Origin of the sequence: Phyllobacterium sp. UNC302MFCol5.2 (assembly GCF_000686005.1) — a bacterium.
Lineage (GTDB): Bacteria > Pseudomonadota > Alphaproteobacteria > Rhizobiales > Rhizobiaceae > Phyllobacterium > Phyllobacterium pellucidum.
This window is the reverse complement of record NZ_JMLL01000011.1, coordinates 567417-585242: the sequence shown is the minus strand read 5'-3', so window position 1 is coordinate 585242 and position 17826 is coordinate 567417. Positions and strand designations below refer to the sequence as shown.

General features: G+C 60.5%; 17 protein-coding genes. 16 read left to right on the top strand and 1 reads right to left on the bottom strand.

Features of this window, described 5'->3' with window-relative positions; all coding sequences use genetic code 11:
• Window position 1: 1 nt before the first annotated feature.
• The 12 genes from murD (at window position 2) to lpxC (ending at window position 13143) form a co-directional block, all read left to right on the top strand.
• Entirely contained in the window at window positions 2–1405 is a 1404-nt protein-coding gene (gene murD, locus BR48_RS0114155) for a UDP-N-acetylmuramoyl-L-alanine--D-glutamate ligase (protein ID WP_027231905.1), read from the top strand.
• A complete protein-coding gene (gene ftsW, locus BR48_RS0114150) occupies window positions 1398–2555 on the top strand; it encodes a putative lipid II flippase FtsW (protein ID WP_027231904.1) in 1158 nt (385 codons plus the stop codon). Before murD ends, ftsW begins: the two co-directional genes overlap by 8 nt.
• Before the next feature lie 6 nt (window positions 2556–2561).
• Window positions 2562–3689 (top strand): undecaprenyldiphospho-muramoylpentapeptide beta-N-acetylglucosaminyltransferase, encoded by a 1128-nt coding sequence (murG, locus tag BR48_RS0114145; RefSeq protein ID WP_027231903.1) that lies wholly within the window; start codon window positions 2562–2564, stop codon window positions 3687–3689.
• On the top strand, window positions 3686–5086 hold the full coding sequence (gene murC, locus BR48_RS0114140; RefSeq protein WP_027231902.1) for a UDP-N-acetylmuramate--L-alanine ligase: 1401 nt from the start codon (window positions 3686–3688) through the stop codon (window positions 5084–5086). The genes murG and murC overlap by 4 nt, the downstream gene beginning before the upstream one ends.
• Before the next feature lie 57 nt (window positions 5087–5143).
• Window positions 5144–6118: a UDP-N-acetylmuramate dehydrogenase gene (murB, locus tag BR48_RS0114135; protein WP_036814446.1), complete on the top strand. Its 975-nt coding sequence runs from the start codon at window positions 5144–5146 to the stop codon at window positions 6116–6118.
• Between the two features lie 64 nt (window positions 6119–6182).
• Window positions 6183–6449, top strand: a complete 267-nt coding sequence (locus BR48_RS0114130; RefSeq protein ID WP_027231900.1) for a type II toxin-antitoxin system HicA family toxin — start codon at window positions 6183–6185, stop codon at window positions 6447–6449.
• Window positions 6446–6784, top strand: a complete 339-nt coding sequence (locus BR48_RS0114125; RefSeq protein WP_027231899.1) for a type II toxin-antitoxin system HicB family antitoxin — start codon at window positions 6446–6448, stop codon at window positions 6782–6784. The genes BR48_RS0114130 and BR48_RS0114125 overlap by 4 nt, the downstream gene beginning before the upstream one ends.
• Window positions 6785–6993: 209 nt before the next feature.
• On the top strand, window positions 6994–7920 hold the full coding sequence (locus BR48_RS0114120; RefSeq protein ID WP_027231898.1) for a D-alanine--D-alanine ligase: 927 nt from the start codon (window positions 6994–6996) through the stop codon (window positions 7918–7920).
• Entirely contained in the window at window positions 7908–8849 is a 942-nt protein-coding gene (locus BR48_RS0114115) for a cell division protein FtsQ/DivIB (RefSeq protein WP_081815880.1), read from the top strand. Before BR48_RS0114120 ends, BR48_RS0114115 begins: the two co-directional genes overlap by 13 nt.
• A complete protein-coding gene (ftsA, locus tag BR48_RS0114110; protein WP_027231896.1) occupies window positions 8846–10168 on the top strand; it encodes a cell division protein FtsA in 1323 nt (440 codons plus the stop codon). Before BR48_RS0114115 ends, ftsA begins: the two co-directional genes overlap by 4 nt.
• Window positions 10169–10236: 68 nt before the next feature.
• Window positions 10237–11931: a cell division protein FtsZ gene (ftsZ, locus tag BR48_RS0114105; RefSeq protein ID WP_027231895.1), complete on the top strand. Its 1695-nt coding sequence runs from the start codon at window positions 10237–10239 to the stop codon at window positions 11929–11931.
• 270 nt (window positions 11932–12201) lie between these two features.
• On the top strand, window positions 12202–13143 hold the full coding sequence (gene lpxC / locus BR48_RS0114100; protein WP_027231894.1) for a UDP-3-O-acyl-N-acetylglucosamine deacetylase: 942 nt from the start codon (window positions 12202–12204) through the stop codon (window positions 13141–13143).
• A 136-nt stretch (window positions 13144–13279) separates the two neighbouring features.
• Here the strand turns inward: lpxC and BR48_RS0114095 are convergent, their stop codons facing one another.
• Window positions 13280–14173 (bottom strand): LysR substrate-binding domain-containing protein, encoded by an 894-nt coding sequence (locus BR48_RS0114095; protein WP_027231893.1) that lies wholly within the window; start codon window positions 14171–14173, stop codon window positions 13280–13282.
• Between the two features lie 118 nt (window positions 14174–14291).
• Between BR48_RS0114095 and BR48_RS0114090 the strand changes: the two genes are divergently transcribed.
• The 4 genes from BR48_RS0114090 (at window position 14292) to BR48_RS0114075 (ending at window position 17822) form a co-directional block, all read left to right on the top strand.
• Window positions 14292–14702 carry a tautomerase family protein gene (locus tag BR48_RS0114090; protein ID WP_027231892.1) on the top strand — a complete coding sequence of 137 codons (411 nt, stop codon included), beginning with the start codon at window positions 14292–14294 and terminating at the stop codon, window positions 14700–14702.
• Window positions 14699–15262, top strand: a complete 564-nt coding sequence (locus BR48_RS0114085) for a DUF4865 family protein (protein WP_027231891.1) — start codon at window positions 14699–14701, stop codon at window positions 15260–15262. Before BR48_RS0114090 ends, BR48_RS0114085 begins: the two co-directional genes overlap by 4 nt.
• Before the next feature lie 148 nt (window positions 15263–15410).
• Window positions 15411–16616 carry an MFS transporter gene (locus BR48_RS0114080; RefSeq protein ID WP_051615019.1) on the top strand — a complete coding sequence of 402 codons (1206 nt, stop codon included), beginning with the start codon at window positions 15411–15413 and terminating at the stop codon, window positions 16614–16616.
• Window positions 16617–16955: 339 nt separating this feature from the next.
• A complete protein-coding gene (locus BR48_RS0114075; protein WP_091946539.1) occupies window positions 16956–17822 on the top strand; it encodes an outer membrane protein assembly factor BamD in 867 nt (288 codons plus the stop codon).
• Window positions 17823–17826 lie beyond the last annotated feature (4 nt).

The following is a 17826-nucleotide window of genomic DNA, read 5'->3' as shown; positions in this document are numbered from 1 at the left end:
CATGATCCCCGCCCATTCCATGAAGGACAAGACCATCGCGCTCTTCGGGCTCGGCGGGTCGGGCATTGCGACCGCGCAGGCGATCGCCGCAGGCGGCGCCAGAATTGTTGCATGGGACGACAACCCGGAAAGCGTCAGGAAGGCGCAAAGCGCCGGCATCGAAACCGGCGATCTTCGGAACGTCGACTGGAAGCAGTTTTCCTCCTTCGTCCTGTCGCCCGGCGTACCGCTGACCCATCCGCGCCCGCACTGGAGCGTCGATCTTGCGAGAGCAGCCGGCGTTGAGATCATCGGCGACGTCGAGCTTTTCGTGCGCGAGCGCAATCGCGCCGGCAAGAAAAGCCCGTTTATCGCCATCACCGGCACCAACGGCAAGTCGACGACAACTGCCCTCATCGCCCATATCATCAAGGCTTCGGGCCGGGACGTACAACTTGGCGGCAACATCGGCACGGCGGTCATGACGCTGGAGCCGCCGGCGGATAATCGCTTCTATGTCGTCGAATGTTCGTCCTACCAGATCGACCTTGCGCCATCCCTCAACCCGACGGCAGGCATACTTCTCAATCTGACCCCGGACCACCTCGACCGGCACGGCACGATGCAGCATTACGCCGAGATCAAGGAACGTCTGGTGGCAGGAAGCGAAACGGCGATTGTCGGTGTCGATGACAGCTACTGCGCGGCGATAGCGGAGCGGCTGGAGCGGACCGGCAAGCATGTTATTCGTATCTCCAAGCGCATGCCCATCGAGAACGGCTATTTCGCCAAGGGCTCCGATCTCGTCCGCGCCAAGAACGGCGATGCGTCGGTCGTCGCCTCTCTTGCCGGCATCGGTTCGCTCAGGGGCGAGCACAATGCGCAGAATGCGCTTGCCGCGCTTGCCGCCTGCCTCTCAGTCGGGCTGTCGATGGAAGAGATCAATGCGGGCCTGCGCACGTTCCCGGGTCTTGCGCACCGCATGGAGCAGGTAGCCAAGCTCGGCAATACCCTGTTCGTCAATGATTCCAAGGCCACCAATGCCGACGCGGCGGCGCCGGCGCTGTCGTCGTTTCCACGCATCTACTGGATCGCCGGCGGCCTGCCCAAGGAGGGCGGCATTGCCTCGCTTGCCGGCTTCTTTCCGCGCATTGCCAAGGCCTATCTGATCGGAGAAGCCGCTCCGCAATTTGCCGCGACGCTCGGCGATGCAGCGCCCTTCGAGATTTCCGGCACCATCGCCGCTGCCGTCGAACATGCGGCCCGCGATGCCGCAAGCGACAGTTCCGGCGAACCTGTCGTGCTGCTTTCGCCTGCCTGCGCCAGCTTCGACCAGTTTCAGAACTTTGAAAAACGCGGCGAGGCATTTCGCTCCGCCGTCCTCGCGCTTGAGGGCGCATCACCAATTGGAGGCATAGATGGTTAGTCGTATTGACCGTGGTCCCGTCGCCGACTGGTGGTGGACAATAGACCGATTTCTGCTGGCGGCCTGCCTGGCGCTGATGGGCCTGGGGATTCTTCTGTCTTTTGCCGCAAGCCCCGCCGTTGCCGAACGCATCGGCCTTGAGAGCTTCTACTTCGTCAAGCACCAGTCGATGTTCATGGTGCCGGCAGTTGTCGTGATGTTCGCCGTGTCATTCATGGCGCCGCGCACCATTCGCCGCTTTGCCATCATCCTGCTCGGCGTTTCACTCGTCGCGATGGTAGGGGCGCTGTTCTTCGGCATCGAGGTCAAGGGCGCGCGGCGCTGGGTTTCGCTTGCCGGCGTTTCGATCCAGCCGTCGGAATTCATGAAGCCGGCCTTCGTCATCGTCTGTGCCTGGCTCTTCGCCGAGAACGAGCGCCACAAGGATATTCCCGGCAATCTCTTCTCCATGATGCTCTTCGGCGTGGTGGCCGCGCTTCTGGTGGCGCAGCCCGATCTTGGACAAACGATCCTTACGGCAGGCACCTGGGGCGCCATGTTCTTCATGGCAGGGGTCCCGTGGCTTTGGATCATCAGCCTCGGCGTGCTCGGCATGGTCGGGTTCTTCGGCGCCTATACGGTGTTTCCGCACGTCGCCGGTCGTATCGACCGATTTTTGACCGGTGAAGGCGACACGTTCCAGGTCGATGCTGGCCGCGAGGCGATCATACGCGGCGGCTGGTTCGGGCAGGGACCAGGTGAAGGCACGATCAAGCGCATCATCCCTGACAGCCATACGGACTTCATCTTCTCGGTGACAGCTGAAGAGTACGGCATTGCCTTGTGCCTGCTCATTGTGGCGATCTTCGCCTTCATCGTCATTCGCGGGCTGACGATCGCACTCAAGGAGCGAGACGACTTCACCCGCCTTGCAGTGTCAGGTCTCGTCATTCTCTTCGGCTTCCAGTCGATCATCAATATCTCCGTCAATCTCCACCTGATGCCGGCCAAGGGCATGACCCTGCCATTCATTTCCTATGGCGGCTCGTCGCTTATCTCGGTCGCCATATCCACAGGGCTGCTGCTTGCTCTGACGCGGCGCAGGCCTGAAGCGCGGCGGTCGGCCACGCTCGGCAGCGCGAACATGCCTTCCATGGCCGGCGCACGCTGAGGGGTCATGGCAAAGGGGATTATCTTTCTTGCCGCCGGCGGAACCGGCGGTCATCTTTTCCCGGCTCAGGCGCTCGCGCATGAGTTGATCGCCCGCGATTGGGAAGTTCATCTTGCCACGGACGACCGGGCGGAGCGGTTTACCGGTGCATTTCCGGCAAAAGCAATTCACGTCGTACGTTCGGCCACCATTGGCGGGCGCAATCCCTTTTCGCTCGCCAGGACTTTCTGGACCCTGTGGCAGGGCAATCTCGATTCACGCAAGCTGTTTCGGGCGATGAAGCCGAAGCTCGTCGCCGGCTTTGGCGGCTACCCGACGCTGCCGCCGCTCTATGCGGCAACGTCGCTGCAGATACCGACGCTCATTCACGAGCAGAATGCGGTCATGGGCCGCGCCAACAAGGCGCTTGCGGCGCGCGTGACCGCAATTGCCGGTGGCTTCCTGCCCGACAATGGCGGCCCATTCGCGCAGAAGACGGTGTTGACGGGCAATCCCGTGCGCCCCGAGGTTCTGGCCGAGGTCGGGAAAACCTATGAGCCAGCGCAGGTATCGGGGCCGTTCCGTTTCCTCGTCTTTGGCGGCAGTCAGGGCGCGCAATATTTCTCGGCGGCGGTCCCCGCGGCGATCGAACTGCTGTCGCGCGAGAACCGGGCGCGTCTGGTGGTGACGCAGCAAGCCCGCCCCGAAGACGAAGCGAAGGTTCGCGCCGCCTACGATGCGCTCGGCATCAGGGCGGAGGTCGCTCCCTTCTTCAAGGATATGCCCGACCGCATCGCCGAGGCGCATTTCGTCCTCTCGCGGTCGGGGGCGTCGACGGTTTCGGAGATCGCAGCCATTGGACGACCGGCCGTGCTCGTGCCGTTTCCGCATGCGCTCGACCATGACCAGGCGGCCAATGCCGCGGCGCTCGCGGCGGCCGGCGGCGCGGAAGTGATCAAGCAGTCGGAACTGTCGCCGGAACGCATCGCCTCGATCCTTGCCAATGCCATGAACGAGCCCGACCGGCTGGCAATGACCGCAGAGAAAGCCCGAAGCACCGGCAAGCCGGAGGCGACAAGGTTGCTTGCAGACCTCGCAGAGGCTATTGCAACCGGCCAAAGCGTCGAAAAATTCAAAAAAGGAGTGCGTCCATGAAGATGCCGCTCAACATAGGTCTCGTTCATTTCATCGGTATCGGCGGTATCGGCATGAGCGGCATTGCCGAGGTCCTGCATAATCTCGGCTACAAGGTGCAGGGATCGGACCAGTCCGACAGCGCCAATGTGCAGCGTCTGCGCGAGAAAGGCATCGAGGTCTTCGTCGGTCACGCGGCCGACAATCTCGGCGACGCGGAAGTGGTGGTCGTCTCGACGGCGATCCGAAAATCCAACCCGGAACTCGTCGCGGCGCGCGAAAAGCTGCTGCCCGTCGTTCGCCGCGCTGAAATGCTCGCCGAACTGATGCGCTTCCGTCAAGCGGTTGCCATTGGCGGCACACATGGCAAGACCACGACGACCTCGATGGTGGCAACGCTGCTCGACGCCGGCAATCTCGATCCGACTGTGATCAATGGCGGCATCATTAACGCCTACGGTACGAATGCACGCATGGGTGAGGGCGACTGGATGGTCGTCGAGGCGGACGAAAGCGACGGCACGTTTCTGAAGCTTCCCGCCGACATTGCAGTCGTGACCAATATCGATCCGGAGCATCTCGATCATTACGGGACCTTCGACCGCGTGCGGGAGGCTTTCCGCCAGTTCGTCGAGAACGTGCCGTTCTATGGCTTCGGCGTCATGTGCCTCGACCATCCGGAGGTGCAGTCCCTGGTCTCGCGCATCGAGGACCGCCGGGTCATCACCTATGGTGAAAATCCGCAGGCCGATGTGCGCTTCGTCAATCTTGCCGTCAATGGCGCAAGCTCTACATTCGATGTCCAGATCGCCAAGCGCAAGACCGGCGATACAACGGTGATCGAAGGTCTGCATCTGCCAATGCCCGGCCGGCACAATGTGTCGAACGCCACGGCTGCAATCGCCGTCGCCAATGAGCTTGGCATTTCGGCCGAGGACATCAAAAAGGGGCTCGCATCGTTCGGCGGCGTCAAGCGTCGGTTCACCCATACGGGCTCGTGGCAGGGCGTCGAGATTTTCGACGACTACGGCCATCACCCGGTCGAGATAAAGGCCGTGCTGCGGGCGGCACGCGATTCCGCCAAGGGCAGGGTGATCGCCGTCATGCAGCCGCATCGCTTTACCCGGCTCGCCAGCCTTTTTGACGACTTTGCCGCCTGCTTCAACGATGCCGATACAGTTATCGTGGCGCCGGTCTATACGGCGGGCGAGGATCCGATCGAGGGTGTCAATTCGGAAGCTCTGGTTTCGCGCATCCGCACGGCCGCTCACCGGGATGCGCGCTATATCAGCGGGCCCCAGGAAATCGCGCCCCTGATTGCCCAGATTGCCAAGCCTGACGATTTCGTCATTTTTCTCGGTGCCGGCAATATCACGCAATGGGCCTATGCCTTGCCAAAGGAACTGGCGGCGATCTAGATTTGGCGGTTGCGCCGCCAGCGGGATGTGCGGCGCTAGAACCGTTGGAAGGATAATATGTACTCACTGGTTGACGGCGAGGCCCTGCTGAAGAAGCTGGGCGATCGATTTTCGAAGCTGCGTGGCCGCTTGACGCCCAATATGGGCATGGAGAAAGTCACCTGGTTTCGCGCGGGGGGGCCGGCCGAGGTCATGTTCCAGCCAGCGGATGAAGAAGATCTTGCCGAATTCTTGAAAGCAGTACCTGCTGAGTATCCGATCCTCACGGTCGGCATCGGTTCCAACCTTCTGGTGCGCGATGGCGGTATCCCTGGGTTCGTCGTTCGCCTCTCCGCCAAAGGGTTTGGCGAGGTCGAGCGGGTCGGTGACGTGCAACTGCGCGCAGGCGCAGCAACGCCAGACAAGCGCGTTGCTGCCGCAGCGCTTGAAGCCGGAATTGCCGGCTTTCATTTCTACCACGGCATCCCCGGCGGTATAGGTGGAGCCTTGCGCATGAATGCGGGTGCGAACGGCGTCGAAACGCGCGAACGCGTCGTCGAGGTGCGTGCGCTCGACCGCAAGGGCGAGCTTCAGGTGCTTTCCAATGCCGACATGGGCTACGCCTACCGCCATTCGGGTGCGGCGAGCGATCTGATCTTCACCTCGGCGCTGTTCGAAGGCACGCCCGGCGACAGGGCTGAGATTCAGGCGGCGATGGACGCGGTTCAGCACCATCGCGAGACAGTCCAGCCGATACGCGAAAAAACCGGCGGCTCGACCTTCAAGAACCCGGAAGGTTCATCGGCCTGGAAGGAAATAGACAAGGCCGGCGGACGTGGATTGATGATCGGCGGCGCCCAGATGTCGCCCATGCACTGCAATTTCATGATCAACACCGGCACGGCGAGCGGACACGACCTCGAGACCCTGGGCGAGACGATCCGCGCCAATGTCCTGAAGAATTCCGGCATCCGGCTCCATTGGGAGATCAAGCGGTTGGGCCGGTTCCGTACCGGCCAGGATGTGCAGGAATTCATGGGGCAGTTGTTGTAGGACCGACGTTTTTAATTAGCTGTTACAATTTTGCCAAAAAATCAATTTTCAGTGGTACTTAAATATGGTACTAAATTTAAAGCGTCGCCATCGCGTGATCCTGCAGCAAGTGTTTGCGCGGCCGGCCAGCGGCTCCATTCGCTGGTCGGATGTCGAGGCTCTATTGCTGGGTTTGGGCGCTGAAATCACGGAGCGCGAAGGGTCGCGTATTGGCGTCTTTTTGTTCGGTGAAATCAGGGTATTCCACCGTCCGCATCCCTCACCGGATACCGACAAGGGCGCCATTGCAAGCATTCGAAAATGGTTGGAGAGCCACGGTATAAGGCCATGAAGAACGTTATCCAGATTGAAGGCCACAAGGCAGTCGTTTCCTACGACCCGGATATCGAGATGATCCGGGGCGAGTTTCTCGGTCTGTCCGGAGGGGCCGATTTCTATGCGGATAGTGTTGAAGGGTTGATGGAGGAAGGCCGCCGGTCGCTAAAGGTCTACCTCGATATGTGCGCGGAAAAGGGTATCGCCCCGTTCCGTGAGTACTCGGGACGTTTCAATGTCAGGCTCCCTGCGGAAATCCACGAGGCTGCCGTTTTGGCCGCGGCATCTGAAAACAAGAGCCTCAATGAGTGGGTGGCGGAAGCCATCGAAGCCGCCGCACGCGCTGCCTGAGTACCCGCATTTTTTTACGCCGAATTTCATTGTTGAATCATTGAGGGCTTGTCAGCGAATCAACTCTCTGATTCTTTAGGGACAAGCGTTAACTGATTTGAGTCGGCTGCTTTTTTTGCCAGCCTTGGGTGTCTGCGGTCCCGGCCGCCGGACGTGCCCGGACTCATGTCTTTTTTCGCGTTGATGGGGAAATTCGAGGGGATGCCTTGATGGCGAAAAAGCATGTTGCAGTGCTGATGGGCGGCTTTTCATCGGAGCGTCCGGTGAGCCTTTCGTCCGGCAATTCCTGCGCCGATGCTTTGGAGGCCGAAGGCTATTCCGTCACCCGCGTCGACGTCGACCGCAACATCGCCAGCGTCCTGAACGATCTTCGGCCCGACGTCGCCTTCAATGCCCTTCACGGCCCCTTCGGCGAGGACGGTACGATCCAGGGCATCCTCGAATTTCTTGAAATTCCCTATACCCATTCTGGCGTGTTGGCCTCGGCGCTTGCTATGGACAAGCAGCAGGCGAAAATCGTTGCCAGGGCGGCAGGCGTGCCTGTCGCGGAAGCGAAGGTGATGAACCGGTTTGACTTCACGTCGGCGCATCCGATGAAGCCACCCTATGTCGTTAAGCCGGTCAACGAAGGTTCGAGCTTTGGCGTCGTTATCGTCAAGGAGGATCAATCGCATCCGCCGCAGGTCATCACATCGCCGGACTGGAAATATGGCGATACGGTCATGGTCGAGCGCTACATTCACGGCCGCGAATTGACCTGCGCTGTCATGGGCGATGTCGCCATCGGCGTGTGCGAAATCATCCCCGTTGGCCACCAGTTCTACGATTATGATTCAAAATACGTTGCCGGTGGATCAAATCATGTAGTGCCGGCTAAAATTTCACTAAAAATTTACCAAAAAGTACAAACACTGGCACTCAAGGCGCATCAGGCAATTGGATGTAAAGGAATTAGCCGGTCGGACTTCCGTTATGACGACCGTTTTTCCGAAGATGGCGAGCTTATCTGGCTGGAAGTGAACACCCAGCCCGGCATGACGCCAACATCCCTTGTACCGGATATCGCCAAAGCTGCGGGGCATACCTTCGGTGAATTGTTGAGTTGGATGGTGGAGGACGCATCGTGTTTGCGTTGAAGGCTAAAAATGCGCATCCGCGCGCTGCAGTGACGGTCGGTTCGGACCGCACGGCGGGTTTTGGCCGCTTCCGCGTCGTCCTGCCGAAATTCCTGCGCAAGCCGGTCCGCGTCTTCTCGCGCCTCGTCGAGGGCGAGCTCACGATCCCCAATCATGTTGGCACCATCGGCGCGGTTGCCTTCTTTGCCTTGACCGGCGCCTATGGTGCGATCCTCGGCGGGCATGCCCCGGAGGTCGTGAAAGTAACGACTTCGACCTTCGGCTTTGCCATCGAGGACGTGAAGGTTGTCGGCAACAGCGAAACCTCGGAGATCGATGTCCTAGGTGCGCTCGGGCTCGACGGGGAGACCTCGCTGGTCGGACTGAGCGCGGCGGATGCGCAAAAGGCGGTTGCGACGCTGCCCTGGGTCGAATCCGTCGATGTTTTCAAAGTCTATCCCAACACCATCCAGATCTCGATCCACGAGCGCACCGCGCTGGCGGTCTGGCAAAACGGCTCCGAGCTTTCGGTGATCGATGCGGATGGCCGCGTGATCGTCCCCTATACGGGCGGACGCAGCGCCTCGCTGCCGCTGGTTATCGGCGCCGGCGCCGAAAAGCAGGCGAAGCTGCTGTTCGCACAGATGGCGGCGTTCCCGCAGATCGCAGCTGAGGCAAAAGCCTATGCGCGTGTTGGCGATCGTCGCTGGGACCTGTTCCTGAAGAATGGCGTGACGGTGATGCTGCCCGAGGGGCAGATCAAGCAAGCGCTCGCCGACATCGTTGAAATGGACAACAAGTCCGGCATCCTGTCGCGCGACATCGCTTCGGTGGACATGCGTTTGACAGACCGCGTGGTTGTGCGGCTGACGCCCGACGCGATGATGCAGCGTGTTGAGTATTTGAAGGCGCGGGACAAGGCGCCAAAGCGTTCGGAGAAGCGTGTATGAGTATTCTGAACGGAAAGAGCACCTCGAATGGAGCGCCATCCGCCAAGCGGACGCGCTCCTTGACGGTTCTCGACATCGGATCGAGCAAGGTCTGCTGCATTATTGCGCGGTTGCGTCCGCGCGAGGAAAGCGCGCTTCTGCCTGGCCGAACCCATCGCATTGAAGTGCTTGGCATCGGTCACCAGAAGTCGCGTGGCATCAAGTCCGGTGTCATCGTCAATCTCGATGCGGCCGAACAGGCGATCCGCCTTGCCGTCGATGCGGCGGAGCGCATGGCAGGCCTCACGGTCGACTCGATGATCGTCAATATTTCGTCGGGCCGGCTCAAGAGCGAGACGTTCTCCGCCAGCATCAATCTTGGTGGCCATGAAGTCGACCAGGCCGACATCCGCCGCGTTCTTGCCGCCGGCGCCAAGCAGGCGCTTGCCACCGAACGGCATCTCGTACACTCCCTGCCGGTCGCCTACGGTCTCGATGGCGAGCGCGGCATTCGCGATCCGCTCGGCATGATCGGCGATACGCTCGGTGTCGATATGCATGTGCTGACGGCTGATGCCGCTCCGCTGCGCAACCTCGAGCTTTGTGTCAATCGCTGCCATCTCTCGGTCGAGGCGATGATCGCAACACCCTATGCCAGCGGCCTTTCTGCCCTCGTCGATGACGAAGCCGAGATGGGTGCCGCCTGCATCGACATGGGCGGCGGCACGACCACCATCTCCGTCTTCTCCGAGGGCAAGTTCATTCATGCCGATGCCATCGCCATCGGCGGCAATCACGTGACGATGGACGTCGCACGCGGCCTCTCCGCGCATATGGACGATGCCGAAAGGCTGAAGGTCATGCACGGTTCGGCCCTGCCGAGCGCGGCCGACGATCGCGATCTCATCAGCGTGTCGCCGCTCGGCAACGATGCTCGGGATGTCCCCAATCAATATCCGCGTGCCGTGCTCACGCGCATCATCCGCGCCCGCGTCGAGGAGACGCTGGAGCTTGCGCGCGACCGTCTCAATCAGTCAGGTTATGGGCAGATCGTCGGCAAGCGCGTCGTACTTACAGGTGGAGCCAGTCAGTTGGCAGGGCTGCCGGAAGTCGCCCGCCGCATCCTGGCTCGCAATGTGCGCATAGGTCGTCCTCTCGGCGTTACGGGGCTTCCCGAAGCAGCCAAGGGTCCGGCCTTCTCCGCAGCGGTCGGTCTTTTGATCTATCCGCAGGTAGCAGGCATCGAGGAGCGTTCTGTAAAGGCCGGTTCATCATCGCTGATGACAGGTACAGGTGGGCGTTTTCAGCGTATCGGCCAGTGGCTGAGAGAGAGTTTTTGATCAATCGGGGAAACCCAAAAGAAAATGCCGCAGCGGCGAGGCGGTAAGGACGAAAAGGAACGAGACACATGAGCATCAATCTGCAAAAGCCGGATATTACCGAGCTTAAGCCCCGCATCACCGTGTTCGGTGTTGGCGGTGGCGGTGGCAATGCGGTCAATAACATGATCAATGCCGGCTTGCGCGGTGTTGAGTTTGTTGTGGCCAATACCGACGCACAGGCGCTGTCGCAATCGAAGGCGGAGCGCCTCATTCAGCTGGGCGCTGCCGTTACCGAAGGCCTCGGCGCTGGATCGCAGCCGGAAGTCGGCCGCGCAGCCGCCGAAGAGTGCATCGACGAGATCATTGATCATCTGTCGGGCACACATATGTGCTTCGTCACCGCCGGTATGGGCGGCGGTACGGGTACGGGCGCTGCACCGGTCGTTGCTCGTGCGGCGCGCGAAAAGGGCATCCTCACCGTCGGCGTCGTCACCAAGCCGTTCCATTTCGAAGGTCAGCGCCGCATGCGCACCGCCGACATGGGCATTGCCGACCTGCAGAAGAATGTCGATACGCTCATCGTCATTCCGAACCAGAACCTCTTCCGCATCGCCAATGACAAGACGACCTTTGCCGACGCTTTCGCGATGGCCGATCAGGTCCTCTATTCGGGCGTTGCCTGCATTACCGACCTCATGGTCAAGGAAGGCCTCATCAATCTCGATTTCGCCGACGTTCGCTCGGTGATGCGTGAGATGGGCAAGGCAATGATGGGCACCGGCGAAGCTTCGGGCGATGGCCGCGCAATGGCCGCCGCGGAGGCTGCGATCGCCAACCCGCTCCTCGACGAAACCTCGATGCGCGGCGCCAAGGGCCTCCTGATCTCGATCACCGGCGGCCGTGACATGACGCTGTTCGAGGTGGACGAGGCGGCAACGCGTATCCGCGAAGAAGTCGACCAGGATGCCAACATCATCCTCGGTGCCACATTCGATGAAAGCCTCGAAGGCATCATCCGCGTTTCGGTCGTCGCTACCGGCATCGACAAGCAGGTTGGGGAATCGGCGCCTGCGCCGATCGAATTTCGCCAGCCCATGAAGCCTGTGGCTAAGCCCGCGCCGCAGCCGGCGGCAAGGGCCGAGACCGTAGCCCGCCCGGTTGTACAGCAGCCGGCCGCCCGCACCGCCGATCCGGTCGCCGATGTGATCCGCGCCGCCGAACACGACGTTCCGCAGCGCGCACCGCAGCCAATCGAGCAGGAGTTCCGTCCGCAAAGCCGGATCTTCCAGGCGCCTGCGCCGGAAGTCTTCGATGCACCGATCGCTGCCGCACCGGTTCAGCCCGTGCATCAGCCGGCACCGCAGCCGCAAATGCAGGCCGCTCCCGTGCAGCCTGCTGCGCCGCGCATGCCCAACGTCGCCGATTTCCCGCCTGTCGTTCAGGCGGAACTCAGCGCACGGGATATGGCGTCGCGCGATCATGGCCGCGAGCAGGCCGCTTACGAGCCGCAGGAAGACCGCGGACCGATGGGCCTCCTCAAGCGCCTGACCGCCGGTCTGACCCGCCGCGAAGACGAGACCGCACGCCTCGAGCCGGCGCAGCCGCGCGAACCGGCAATGCGCCCGGCCGAGCCGCGCCGCCCCCTGTCACAGGATGCGTCGATCTACGCGCCACGCCGTGGACAGCTCGACGATCAGGGCCGCGTGCAGCCGCAGTCGCGTCAGGCTTCCGAAGACGACCAGTTGGAAATCCCGGCCTTCCTGCGCCGGCAGGCCAACTGATCTGATCACGGATTGTTAACGAATATGAATTCCGCCACTCAAATCGTGGCGGAATTTCTCTTTAAAACCATTGAATTGGCATGAAAACGACTTAGCTGCACGCATGGCGGTTTCGTTACAAATGTCCCGAAACCGTGATTTTGCTTCGCAAGGCGCCATCTGTATCTTGCGCTGCAATATGACAGGGTGGTTGATTCCGCGGCAACGCCGCGCGTCAGTCAGATGTCCAGACCGGATATCGATCCGGCAAGTTCACAGGCAAGGGGTTCAATGCGCGATTTCCAGACGACGATTGCAGGACGAATCACGCTTTCCGGAGCGGGCGTTCATAGCGGCGCTCCCGTCAGCCTAACCTTCCTGCCCGCCGATCCAGATACCGGCATCGTGTTCCACCGGGTGGACGGCAAGGGCGATACGCACCCGATCAAGGCGCTGGTGTCGCAAGTCGGGACGACCGATCTTTCGACGACACTGACGAATGGCGCCGGTCTCACCATCAGCACTGTCGAGCATGTCATGGCTGCAATCGCCGGCGCGGGCATCGACAACATGACAATCGAAATCGATGGGCCGGAAGTGCCGATCCTCGACGGAACGTCGCTCGCCTTTCTCGATGCCTTCGAAGAGGCCGGATTTGTGCGCCAGGCGGCCAAGCGCCGTTTCATCCGCATTCTCAAGCCGACGCGGATCGAGTCGGGCGCTTCCTGGGCCGAGTTTCGGCCCCATGACGGCACGCGCTACGAGGTTGAGATCGATTTCGAGACGCCGGTTATCGGTCGCCAGAAATTTGCCGCCGATATGGACGAGAGGACCTTCCGCAAGGAGATCGCACGGGCGCGCACCTTCGGGTTCATGCGCGATGTCGAAAAGCTCTGGGCCGCCGGGCTGGCGCTCGGTTCCTCGCTCGACAACTCGCTCGTCATCGGCGACGATAATTCGGTGATCAATCCGGGCGGACTGCGCTACAAGGATGAATTCGTGCGTCACAAGACGCTCGATGCCATCGGCGATCTTGCGCTTGCGGGTGCGCCGTTTATCGGTTGTTTCCGTTCCTATCGGGGCGGGCACCGGCTTAATGCGGCTATGTTGCGCGCGCTTCTGTCGGATCATTCGGCTTTCGAGATCGTGGAAATGGCCGGAAAGCGCAGCCAATCGCGCGGGGCGACGCTTGTTGCGGTCAACGCGCCGGTATTCGCGCCCTGGGTCCTTTAGTCCGATGAATTGAACCCGGTTGCGCCGGCGTCGCCACGTCGGAACAGCGTTTTTATTGCTCATCGAATTCGCTCGGCGGACGGCGGACTACCATTCGCACGGCCGCTAAGACGATATTCTCACCCCGGGTTCACTCCTATCGTTCGACAGATACAGCGCTGCGCACTGCCTCGGTCATGATGGAGGCGAGGCGAAGGGTTGCCGGATCGGCATGCGCTTGCGAGCGATGCAGGAGGAGACTCAGCGACGGCAGCCCGGGCAGGCCGCTTACAACCGGCGCCAGAGGCTGGACGCTGGCCGGCAGTCCAACCGGTGTTCGAACAGTTACGCCCAGTCCTGCCGCCGTTGCCGCCCACAGGCCGGCAAGGCTGGGGCTGGTAAAGGCGAGGCGCCAGGCGATGCCGGCATGATCAAGGGCGTTGGTGGCGGCAGTGCGCAGCAGGCAAGGCGCTTCGAGGCATGCCAAGGGCAGAGGCTCGCCAGCAACCGCCAACTGTTCAATTGACGCGTTGGCCGGACCTACCCAGCACATCGGCACCTCGACAATGCGCTCGCAATAGGGCGTAACCGCCCCGTCGCTCCAGGCAAGCGCGAGATCGAGTTTCCCGGAGGTGACGCGATCGATCAATTCGGCGTTGCGCGCAACACGGGCTTCGATGCGAACCTTTGGATGGGCGCGTGCAAACTGGCCCAGTACCTGTGGCAAAATGGTCTCGCCGAAATCCTCCTGCAGGCCAAGCCGCACCCAGCCTTCGAGTTCGCTGCCGTGGATCGCTACAATAGCCTCGTCATTGAGATCGAGCAGGCGGCGCGCATAAGCCAGCATGGTTTCTCCGGCATCCGTCAACGCAAGACCGCGACCTTGCTTGACGAAGATATCCGTGCCGGCCTGCTGCTCCAATTTTCTCAATTGCGAACTGACCGCAGAGGTCGACCGCCCAAGCTTGTCAGCAGCCTTTGCGAAGCTGCCAAGCTCGACGCCAGCGACGAATGTCCTCAGCACCTCGAGATCCAATGTGATCTGCCGCATTTTAACTATCCTATATTTTAGGATCAATTGTTTAAATTATTCTAATTTTCAGGACCATCATGAGCGCGTATAGTCGCTGGGTCAAGCAAAGTTGCGCAAGAACCCAAGGACTACAACGATGCCATTCACTCGGATCACACTGCTGGAGGGAAAGTCGCCGGAGTATTTGAAGGGGCTTTCCGACAGCCTGCATCAGGCAATGGTGGAAACATTCGACGTGCCCGCGGCAGATCGGTTCCAGGCGATCCACCAGTTGCGCCCCGGCGAACTCATATTCGATCGCAGCTATTTCGGCGGGCCGCGCTCCGACGATTTTGTCGTCTTTACCATCACCACGGGCAAGCCACGCGACCCGGCGACCAAGAGAGCGTTCTACAAGCGGCTCGTGGCATTGCTCGCAGAGTCCCCGGGGGTAAGACCCGAGGACGTCATGATCATCGTCAGCACATCGAGCCGGGACGAGTGGTCGTTCAGCAATGGCGAAACCCAGATGCTGGATGGCGCTGCCGTCGAGGAGGCCCGGACATGATCGCCATGCAATATAGCTTCACGCTGCCCGCCGACTACGACATGTCGATCATCGACAGACGGATCGCCGAAAAGGGGCCGCTTCTCGATAACCTGCCCGGCCTTAAGTTCAAAGCTTACCTGACAGCGCGCAAAGGCAGCAGAAGTACCGAAAATCTCTACGCGCCCTTCTACGTCTGGGACAATGAATCCGGCCTGATGGACTTTATCTGCGGAGATGGTTTCGCCAACCTGACACAGTCGTTCGGCTGGCCGGCAGTCCGGACCTGGTTCGTCTGGGAGGCGAAGATCGCGCGGAACGTCCGGGAAGCAGTCGCAGCAACGCGCCAACTTCGCGAAACGCCGGCCTATGCACCGCTTGCGGATTTGCGCAGGCGCGAGAGCGCCGAAGTGTTCGAGGATGTCGAGCAGAACGGCGCGTTGGCGTCGATTTCTGCTTTCCAGCCGACGACCTGGACGCGCGTGCGCTTTCAGCTATGGGGCGAGAGAAATTCAGGCAGACCAGGTGAGGGGTTCGATGTCGGGCACGTTTCCTTTCCGGAAGGGGCACAATCCGATTAGACTTTAGTAGGGCTTTTAACGGCCGTATGTCCATGCAACGAGTAACGCTGTCGGCATCCGCAGGTCCAGCGCGACCGACCTCGTGGAGCCGGTCGTGAATTCGGAACTGAAGACATCGCTAGCCAGCCGTTCGCTCATTGCACTTGCCATGCTGAACTTCTTCTTGGCCGATGCGCGCGATGGGCTTGGTCCGTTTCTTGACGGGTTTCTGGCAACGCGCGGATGGACGCCGGTAACGCTCGGCTTCATAGCGATGATTGGCGGCATACTCGGAATGGTGGCGACGCCCTTGTTTGGAGCCATGGTGGACGCGTCGCGGCATAAGCGACTGCTGATCATTGTGCCTGTCGTGCTGGTCAATGCCGGCGCGCTTTGGACACTTGTCAGCCCCGATAACCTGTCGGTGTTCGGTGGCCAGTCTGCGACCGCTATTGTCGGCGCGATTATCGGCCCGGCGCTCATGGGCCTCACGCTTGGCCTCGTGGGCGAGAAGAAGTTTCCAGGACAGGTGGCCAGCAACGAATTCTGGAACCACGCCGGAAATGTCGTTTCCATGGCCGGAACATTCGGGGCCATCCTTATGTTCGGCGAAATTGGCGTGGTCGTGCTCATGCTGATCACCGCCGTCGCCAGTATCGTTGCCGTACTGGCAATCGACCCGGATGAAATCGACAATGACGTCGCGCGCGGCCTTGTTCCTGAACGCGATAATGACAACGGACCGTCCGGCTTTGCCGTGCTCTTCGACAATAAGGGCTTGATCTTTCTTGCCGTGACGCTGCTGATCTTTCATTTTGGCAATGCACCCATCACCCGGTTAGTAGCGCAGAATTTTTCGGTCCAGCTTGGGACGCCGTTTCGGACGACGGCGATTACGATAGGGGTCGCGCAGCTGGCGATGATCGTTGCCGCGCTCGCCGCGCCAATGTTGATCAGGCGCTTTGGCCTCGCCTCCGTGTTCATTATCGCGCTTGCTGCGTTGCCCATACGGGGCGCGATTGCCGGAACGCTGACAAGTTTTGTATCGATCTTCCCTGTCCAGATCCTTGACGGCGTTGGCGCAGGTCTGATCGGCATTGCGACGCCGATCGCGGCGGAACGGATTCTGTCGGGAACCGGACGCTTCAATGTCGGCCTTGCCGCAGTCATGACAGTGCAGGGCATCGGCGCTTCACTCAGCAATGCGGTCGCCGGCTGGCTCACTCAAATAGGCGGTTACAGCCTGGCCTATTGGGTGCATGGCGGCGTCGCGGTGCTGGCGCTTCTCCTGTTTCTTGCCACAAGAACGTCCATTGCGCCCGACAGCCCAATATCGCGAGCACGTGGGCCGAAAGCGGCTGCAGAATCGCCTTGAGCATTCATAAGGTGGCGGAGCGGTGAAATTGCCGGCTTCAAGGCTTTGCCGAACTTGCATTCAACAACTGCCTCAACCTCATGATTTGAAGCATATTATCCGGTTTCCGAAGTAATCTTTCCTGCTTATTCCGCCACCTTTTTGAGCTCCGCCACAAAATTGGACGATTGGATGGCAATAAGATTGCTGATTCTTTCGGCTTGTGGTTTATGAACGCCCAACCGACGGTAAGATTGACTTTGTTTGAGCATGAGTCGCAAGCGTGGCCAACAGGTTTGCGAGTGATGCTCTTGAATTATGTGTGGGGCCGGAGAGAGCATGGCGAACTGCAGAATGTCGATGAATAAGCGGTTTGGCGGCAAGGCCAGACTGACCCTTCTCCTTGTTCCGATCGCCGGCGCATTGGCAATTACAGGTTGTGCATCCAAGGATGACGATATCGATCTCAACGCCTATGTCGACACGATCGAGCCCGCCGACGTTCTTTACAATCAGGCGCTCGCCAATCTGAATTCTGGCCGTCTCGACGAGGCCGCCAAGAAGTTCGACGCGGTCGACCGCCAGCATCCCTATTCGGAATTTGCGCGCAAGTCGCTGGTCATGGGCGCCTTCGCCAATTACCGCGCCGGCAAGTATGACGAAGCGGTCAACATGACCAAGCGCTACATCGCGCTCTATCCGAACCAGCCGGAAGCGGCTTACGCCTATTACATCACCGGCCTTGCCTACTATCGCCAGATCCCGGACGTGACGCGCGAACAGAGCATGACGCGCCGTTCGATCGCCGCCTTCAACGAGGTGGTCGAGCGTTTCCCGGATTCCGAATATGTTGAAGACTCGCGTGCGAAGATACGCTTCGGCCGCGACCAGCTCGCCGGCAAGGAAATGCAGGTGGGCCGCTACTATCTGGAGCGGAAGGATTATGTCGCCGCCATCAAGCGCTTCCGCGGCGTTGTCGAGCAATATTCGAACACCCGCCACGTTGAAGAAGCTTTGGCGCGCCTGACCGAGGCTTACTATGCCCTGGGCGTAACCAACGAAGCGCAGGCCGCGGCCGCTGTGCTCGGCCAGAACTATCCGGACAGCCAGTGGTACAAGGACAGCTACAAGCTCTTGCAAAGCGGTGGATTGCAGCCGCGTGAAAGCGCTGGATCGTGGCTTTCCAAGGCCGCAGCGGCTATTACTGGTGGTAAAGACGGCGTCTGACCCT

What these genes read in the sequence shown, in the direction of transcription:
- murD (WP_027231905.1), top strand. Translation starts at nt 2, where the DNA reads ATGATCCCCGCCCATTCCATGAAGGACAAGACCATCGCGCTCTTCGGG.
- ftsW (WP_027231904.1), top strand. Translation starts at nt 1,398, where the DNA reads ATGGTTAGTCGTATTGACCGTGGTCCCGTCGCCGACTGGTGGTGGACA.
- murG (WP_027231903.1), top strand. Translation starts at nt 2,562, where the DNA reads ATGGCAAAGGGGATTATCTTTCTTGCCGCCGGCGGAACCGGCGGTCAT.
- murC (WP_027231902.1), top strand. Translation starts at nt 3,686, where the DNA reads ATGAAGATGCCGCTCAACATAGGTCTCGTTCATTTCATCGGTATCGGC.
- murB (WP_036814446.1), top strand. Translation starts at nt 5,144, where the DNA reads ATGTACTCACTGGTTGACGGCGAGGCCCTGCTGAAGAAGCTGGGCGAT.
- BR48_RS0114130 (WP_027231900.1), top strand. Translation starts at nt 6,183, where the DNA reads ATGGTACTAAATTTAAAGCGTCGCCATCGCGTGATCCTGCAGCAAGTG.
- BR48_RS0114125 (WP_027231899.1), top strand. Translation starts at nt 6,446, where the DNA reads ATGAAGAACGTTATCCAGATTGAAGGCCACAAGGCAGTCGTTTCCTAC.
- BR48_RS0114120 (WP_027231898.1), top strand. Translation starts at nt 6,994, where the DNA reads ATGGCGAAAAAGCATGTTGCAGTGCTGATGGGCGGCTTTTCATCGGAG.
- ftsA (WP_027231896.1), top strand. Translation starts at nt 8,846, where the DNA reads ATGAGTATTCTGAACGGAAAGAGCACCTCGAATGGAGCGCCATCCGCC.
- ftsZ (WP_027231895.1), top strand. Translation starts at nt 10,237, where the DNA reads ATGAGCATCAATCTGCAAAAGCCGGATATTACCGAGCTTAAGCCCCGC.
- lpxC (WP_027231894.1), top strand. Translation starts at nt 12,202, where the DNA reads ATGCGCGATTTCCAGACGACGATTGCAGGACGAATCACGCTTTCCGGA.
- BR48_RS0114095 (WP_027231893.1), bottom strand. Translation starts at nt 14,173, where the DNA reads ATGCGGCAGATCACATTGGATCTCGAGGTGCTGAGGACATTCGTCGCT.
- BR48_RS0114090 (WP_027231892.1), top strand. Translation starts at nt 14,292, where the DNA reads ATGCCATTCACTCGGATCACACTGCTGGAGGGAAAGTCGCCGGAGTAT.
- BR48_RS0114085 (WP_027231891.1), top strand. Translation starts at nt 14,699, where the DNA reads ATGATCGCCATGCAATATAGCTTCACGCTGCCCGCCGACTACGACATG.
- BR48_RS0114080 (WP_051615019.1), top strand. Translation starts at nt 15,411, where the DNA reads ATGCTGAACTTCTTCTTGGCCGATGCGCGCGATGGGCTTGGTCCGTTT.
- BR48_RS0114075 (WP_091946539.1), top strand. Translation starts at nt 16,956, where the DNA reads ATGAATAAGCGGTTTGGCGGCAAGGCCAGACTGACCCTTCTCCTTGTT.